This window comes from Ruminococcus sp. N15.MGS-57 (assembly GCF_000980385.1).
Classification (GTDB): Bacteria; Bacillota; Clostridia; order Oscillospirales; family Ruminococcaceae; genus Hominimerdicola; species Hominimerdicola aceti.
Map to the genome: position 1 here is coordinate 1 of NZ_LARF01000141.1, position 527 is coordinate 527.

At 48.8% G+C, this 527-nt stretch carries 1 rRNA gene; it reads left to right on the plus strand.

What is annotated here, in order from left to right:
* Positions 1-527, plus strand: a 16S ribosomal RNA gene (locus tag WS40_RS10995); the annotation flags it as partial.

Here is a 527-nt window from a genome sequence, read left to right on the forward strand (position 1 = left end):
ATACCCGTTTGCATGTACTTTATGAATAAGGATCGGCTAACTCCGTGCCAGCAGCCGCGGTAATACGGAGGATCCGAGCGTTATCCGGATTTATTGGGTTTAAAGGGAGCGTAGATGGATGTTTAAGTCAGTTGTGAAAGTTTGCGGCTCAACCGTAAAATTGCAGTTGATACTGGATATCTTGAGTGCAGTTGAGGCAGGCGGAATTCGTGGTGTAGCGGTGAAATGCTTAGATATCACGAAGAACTCCGATTGCGAAGGCAGCCTGCTAAGCTGCAACTGACATTGAGGCTCGAAAGTGTGGGTATCAAACAGGATTAGATACCCTGGTAGTCCACACGGTAAACGATGAATACTCGCTGTTTGCGATATACTGCAAGCGGCCAAGCGAAAGCGTTAAGTATTCCACCTGGGGAGTACGCCGGCAACGGTGAAACTCAAAGGAATTGACGGGGGCCCGCACAAGCGGAGGAACATGTGGTTTAATTCGATGATACGCGAGGAACCTTACCCGGGCTTAAATTGCA